This is a genomic window from Acidithiobacillus sp. TH-A36 (assembly GCF_057473445.1).
In genome coordinates this window covers 1-6,131 of the sequence record NZ_JBYCKP010000201.1, presented here as the reverse complement: position 1 = coordinate 6,131, position 6,131 = coordinate 1, and the positions used below count along the sequence as shown (strand labels likewise).

At 50.5% G+C, this 6,131-nt stretch carries 4 protein-coding genes; 2 read left to right on the top strand and 2 right to left on the bottom strand.

The window, feature by feature from the left end; genetic code table 11:
- Positions 1-973: 973 nt before the first annotated feature.
- Positions 974-1,489 carry a hypothetical protein gene (locus tag AC2VLY_RS05340; RefSeq protein ID WP_486921895.1) on the bottom strand — a complete coding sequence of 172 codons (516 nt, stop codon included), beginning with the start codon at positions 1,487-1,489 and terminating at the stop codon, positions 974-976.
- A gap of 43 nt (positions 1,490-1,532) precedes the next feature.
- On the opposite strand from AC2VLY_RS05340, the gene AC2VLY_RS05335 reads away from it, so the two are divergent.
- The gene (locus AC2VLY_RS05335) at positions 1,533-2,591 is read left to right on the top strand and encodes a hypothetical protein (protein ID WP_486921896.1); all 1,059 of its coding nucleotides are present in this window, start codon (positions 1,533-1,535) and stop codon (positions 2,589-2,591) included.
- Between the two features lie 987 nt (positions 2,592-3,578).
- Positions 3,579-4,268, top strand: coding sequence for a hypothetical protein (locus AC2VLY_RS05330; RefSeq protein ID WP_486921894.1), 690 nt, complete (start codon positions 3,579-3,581; stop codon positions 4,266-4,268).
- A 364-nt stretch (positions 4,269-4,632) separates the two neighbouring features.
- Here the strand turns inward: AC2VLY_RS05330 and AC2VLY_RS05325 are convergent, their stop codons facing one another.
- On the bottom strand, positions 4,633-4,944 hold the full coding sequence (locus AC2VLY_RS05325) for a hypothetical protein (RefSeq protein WP_486921893.1): 312 nt from the start codon (positions 4,942-4,944) through the stop codon (positions 4,633-4,635).
- Positions 4,945-6,131 lie beyond the last annotated feature (1,187 nt).

The following is a 6,131-nucleotide window of genomic DNA, read 5'->3' as shown; positions in this document are numbered from 1 at the left end:
CTGCTCAGCCAGCCACAGGTCATGCACAATGGCCCCTTCAACAATCGCTCGGTCAACTGACTCACGACTAACATCTTGAGGGACAACACTGTTGTCTGATCGACTTGGGTAGGCCTGTGTAACTGACCTGATGACTGAGCCACACTGAGTCGCTGAAACAAGGTTGAATGCCCGTAGTTGAGCCACAACGTAACGCGTTTTCTTGGTTACTGTGGGCCTCCCTGGCCGTGTGCGCGTTGTTGCCCTCACTGGCGTTGATGAGGCAGTCGTGATGGCCAATGTTGATGGCCTTGCTGTTGTAGTCAACCTTGCAACTTGCTCTGACGTAGAGGGTGACATTGCCCTTGTTGCTTGACGATGTCTCTCTTGCTGCTGCTGCTGCTGCTGTTTCTTCTTCCTCCTGTGGACCGCTTTCCTGTTCTTATATTTTGGGTCATTTGAGTGGCACGTACCGCATATATTGCTTGAGTGTGGAGTCTCTCGCTTGTGACACATGACCCTTGGCCTGGCTGGTGGCCCAGGCTTCTTTGTTCTTGTTGCGTGCGTGCCACTTGGGGTGGTGGTCGTCGTGGAAGCCATTATCCGTTTTCCGTTTGGGGGGGAGGAGGGAGGATGAGCAAGGTTTGTGGTGGGTTGAAGTTTCTCAACGCACAAGCAGGCTCCGTGTTCTCACCGTTGGCCAACGGTAAAGGCACCCAACCGAACTAATTTCGGAGAGAACTAGCCACACAGAGCCTGCCTTCACAGGGTTTTATACGAAAATTCGGACATTTTATTGACCAATGAATGAATTTGGCGCCGCCCTACTTAAGGGCCCGTCCCCCAGTTTACGTCATCACCTTAACTCCGATCTGGATTTTGGATGAAAAGTCTGGTCCGCGGTTATAACCGGACACGATTTGGCAAAGTCGATGAAAAGTCTGGTCCGCGGTTATAGCCAGGCACGAGAGAGTGCAACAAAGAAATTGATTAATTATTGTAATTTGCCCCGGTACAAAATGCCGAGGAAAAGGAAGAGAGACGCAACCCCCCAATCTTCGTCAGCTTCCTCAGCTGCGTCTTCCTCGCCCAGGCCATTTTCCTTGCCCATGCAGTCCTCCTTGCCTGCGGCATCTTCGTCAGTCGCGCCATCTTCCTCACCTGCATGGTTTTCCTTGGTCACACCATCTTCCTCGCCCTTGCTGTCTTCCTCACCTGCGCCGTCTTCCTCACCCACGCCATCTTCGTTGGTTGCACTGTCTTCCTCACCCACGCCATCTTCGTCAGTTGTGCTGTCTTCCTTGCCCACGCTGTCTTCCTCAGTTTCTTCCTCAGCATCCAGCTCATCCATTTCGGTCTCTTCTTCAGCGTCTGGCTCACCTGTGTCAGTCTCTTCTCCAGTGTCCCACTCACCTGTGTCAGTCTCTTCTCTAGCAACATTCCACTCACCTGCATCATCAGTCTCTACCCCAGCATCTTGGTCGCCTGCATCAGCTGCTCCTTTGATCACACCAGCCTATGTTGAATCCCTGTTACATGCCCTTGTGGCGGCCATGCAAATGAACACTTTCTACACATCAGCCATCCATCAACTAGCTCCATCATCACATCAAGGCAGAGACAGCATACCACAGTTAAGCCCTCGTGGAAGTGTAGTGCTGCAACAACTGCCAGATCGTGTCATCCTCGATACGAAGACGTGGTTGCTTAATATCGAGAATCATCTGTGTACACACAGCTCGTGTCAAGGAACACTTCAAGTGACAGACACAAAGCGAGAAGGCAGCGTGATCACTCTCTATACCTGTTGTTCCTTTTGTGAGAAGGAAACCATCATCAAGAACGTCACTGGGTGGGGGCCACAAGGCCATCGAACAAGTGGCAAGCGCGGGCCAGCAATCCATCCCTTCAACCTTGCATGCGTCGCAGCAGCAGTCTTGAATGGAGGTACCTTCACGTCCTATGAGCGAGGCCATTGCGAACTTGGCCTGGGCTGCTTGACCCAGACAGGTTATCGCCGGAGCGAGAAAGAAACACTTAATGCAGTAAAGCGTGTTGAGGCTGCGGGATCAGAGAAAAGAGTGGTCAAATACCAGAGCGAAGGGCCAAAGTTGAAACTTGACTTAGGTTTCGACTGCAGCTGGACCCACACACGAAATGCACCAGAGGCCATGGTTACCCTCATCCACATCGCGACACGAGAGATCATACATCAGAAGGTGCTGAGCAAGAGGCGAGTTCGATGTATCAAGGGGAAAGAAATAGTCCTCACTGAAGGCAATTATGTTGGCACATCTCATGGCATGGAAGGAGAAGGATTTCGATGGTGTGTGGACTGGCTTGACAAGAAGAAGATCTTACCTCAGGTCAAGCGCTTAGCATGTGATCGGGATTCGTCTGTTGGGCACACTCTTGCCATCGACCCTCGCCTCAAGCACATCAAGGTCTGCTTTGATCCTGGACACACAAACAAGAACATTGTCAGAGACATCCATGCTGCACTGAAGAAATCAATTCCTGTTGCAGGCTACGCAAAACAAATTGGCCAGTGGATCATGACATCTATCAAAAATGCCGTTCACTACACACCGCCAGTATGTCCATACCAATAGTAGAATTATCACCTATTGCTTATTATTAATAAATTATTTAGGTGGGGGGAGATATCACACAGAAGCAACATGACGCACTCGTTGTGGCCAATTGCCAAGGTCGGCTACGCCATATCAAGACACACTACTTCGAGCCAGAGTGCGCAACCAAGTGCCCCTGCTACACTCTGGAGCATCCAATCAACCTGGACAACATCACGGAGAATGAGGTCATCATGAATCCATTCTTTGCTGACGAGCTGTGGATCTACCTTCTTCGTCTCTGTCCTCCTGCTTCCTACTTCCCTCTCATCTCGACCTGCAAGCGACTCTACTTCATTGGCACATCGACGAGGTTCTTTCCCAACATCGACAATATTCGGCGAGCACGGCCAAAGCGATACCTTGTTCGATCACCAAAGCTAGCGCGCAATATTGACGAGGTCTTCCGGATCACTGACGAGATCATTCGAGATGCCGCGGGGTTCGCCCATGATCTACACACCTGCTTCAACGAGAGCATTAACTCGAGTCGAACAAAGGACTTGCCCAAGGACACGAGCTTTCCTTCAACAGTGGAGGGACGTGCCGTTCTCGCGGTAAATCGGATCAACCAAGGGCCTGGACAGGCACGGGCCAATGCCTGGCACGAACTTGGCTTGCTTCCCACTCGCCTACAAGCAGCTCTCTGGCATGCCGAGGACCAGCGTGCAAAGAAAGACCGAATTCGCCAAAGCTTGAAGGCCTTCAAGCAACGGAGTCGAGAACTGTCCAAAAAGAGAAGTTGTGAGGCTGAGGAAGAGAAACGGATCTCAAAACAACGTACGGACTCATACAACAAGAAAGGAAAGAAAACAGCTCTTGCCCCTCGTATAGTATGTCTCTTACTGCACTTCACCCCATAAGCTACAAGTATTAGTACGTACTAATTTGTCATGTCTTGGCCAGGTGTTGCCTCTTCCTGCACTTGTGCACGAGGGCCCGCTGACAAAGGAGCAAATCGACAACATGCATGGTCTTGAGTTAGATGCAGAGCTCAAGGCGCGAGGCATGATGCTTATGTACCAGCGTAATGGAAGCATCAGAGACAAAAAACGGCGGCTCTGTGAATACATCACTGCTCCTGACAAGCACCAGCGCTACCTACGGCCAGCAAAGCGTCAAAAGTGGGTGGAAGGGAAAGCGATGAGGGGAAGCCAAGAGGAAGGCATTAACGAAGGCACAAGAGGGAGTGAGAGCGAAGGCCAAGAGAAAGAACTGGTAGGGGAAAGCGAGGGTGAGGAAGAGAGCGAGGGCGAAGAAGAGAACGAAGGCGAAGAGGAAAGCGAAGGTGACGAAGAGCGTGAGGGCGAAGAAGAGAACGAAGGAGAAGAGGAGAACGAAGGCGAAGTAGGGAACGAGGAAGGCCAAGAAAGGAGCAGAGGAGAGAACAAAAGCAATGACACAAGCAATCAACAAATGTGGATCGAAGGAGAACATGAGTGGCCCAATAGAGGGGAACAGGCATGGAACGAAGAGGAAAGGATAGAAAGGGAAGAGGAAGGCTGGGAGTACTTGAATGAGGATGAACTCGAACGAGCACAAGAGATGAAAAAGATGAATGATATTGCAGCTACGGGATGTCTGAACGCCACCTATTTTGAGGTATTTCGAGGTGATCTACACATGCCCAAGGCACGCATGCACTCCTGTCCCTAATGAATAATTAGTGCTAACACCATGCTATTATTAGTGGATAATTGGCAAACCTGGAGAGCTTTCAGTCACAATGAGCGAAAAACCCACCACAGAATAAGATATGCCAGTGCCTCATTGCAGCAGGCACTGATGTGAGACTAGTAGCACTACTGGCTAGAAGCAGCACGTGGGAAGAGAGCTTATCAGAAGAAGGGCCATCAGACACATGGGGAGCTAAATTGATGTTAGATATTATTGTCATCATGCCTATAAGACTGACCATGTGTGAGCGCTTGATCCCCTGTGGATGTCAATTGTCCTCCAAGTCTGCTCTCCCTTTCCTCTTTCTATTTCGTCGGTGCTGCTTCTGTGTGCGCTAGGTGTCCTATTTGTAAATAATAAAAATCAAAAAATATGCAAGACAATAGGGTATGAACGTGGAGAGAGCAATACGAAACCGCAGATGGGATGGACAAGCTTGAAGGTGCTTGGCACCTGTTGTGGGCGCATTCGGCACTCCATTTGTGGCAACAGGTGGGTGTATATACAGATTAGAACACCAGTGAGATGAGGACGAAATGGGTGCTGCAACACTGCCGGTCGGGGCCACTCGCAGCAGCAGCAGCAGCAGCAGCAGCAGCGAGGCAGCAGATGTCAGCAGCAGCAGAGAAGCAGCGCCGGTGCTGGCGGCCAGCATGACAAGCGAAGCTTTTCAGAAAGGGAGGGACAGCACGGCGAAGGGAGCACACGAGATGCACCTACAAAGGCCTGCACGAGTGCGCCAACGCCAGCTTGTACGATGGTGGCGCCCGTGCTTTTTGATATCGAATACTGGCGATTTTCTTGCCGATTTTCTTCTATCCAAATTTTCACGAAAATCAAAACGAAATGCTTTGGGGCCAACCAATCAAAAAAACTGGGGGACGGGCCCTTAAATTCTTCTTAAGGACGCGACCTTAATTCTTAAGTTCTTAAATTCTTCTTAAGGTCGCGTCCTCACAATGACGTACTAGCGCATCATCACTCAGATTTTGTGTCGACATCGGATGCCGCTAGTACGTCATCGTGTTTGTGATTGGTTCGATTTTTGCCCGTTTTTCCTTGGCCGATTTTTCATGATTTCTTTGCTTTTTCCTGATGACATCACGAAAGTTGTTTCGGCCAAGCGCTGCAAGTTTTCGAGAGGAGACAGCACAGTAGTCGAATCCCGAGATGCGTCGTCATCGCCAGCAGGCGAGACCGCAGATGGGCAACGCAAACGGCTCAAATCGTACCTTGAAAGCAACGTCAGCCCTCAAGCAGAAGCAGCACTTTCGCTGGTCTCGCCTGCTCCGCCATTGTCGTCTCCTCCTCCCTCTCTCTCCTCCACCTCCTCCTCCACCAGCATCTCTTCATCTTCAATCTTCCGCCTCCCCCCTGTCCCATCCAGCAAACGCCAGCAGAACTCCAGCAGCACACCCCCCTCATCCGATGACTCCTCTCCTCGGAAGAAGCGCCGTGTGGAGGCGCCTCGGCCTCCTGAGCTCATGCTCGTGACTTAGTCAACCAGCTTCGCGGCGAAAAAATGGATTGGCAATTTTTTATTTTTTTTCGAATTGTTCATGATTTCTTCGCTTTTTCACGGAGGTTTTCCTGATGACGAAATTGTTCGTCAGCGGCACGGAAGGACGGGCCTATCAGGAATTCCGGGGACGCGACCTTAAGTGTTTACTTTCCCCAAAGAACTCATTCCTGGAATAATTTCCTCGTTGTGGAATGTGTGAACATAAAAGTGATGAGGGGGGTTTTTCCTTTCTTGAGGGGCAGGCTAGAGTGGTTCCCGCGTCAGGGAAAATTTTGATTGGGCAAAAAATTCAAAGATTGATTTCTGGTAGGGCAGAAATA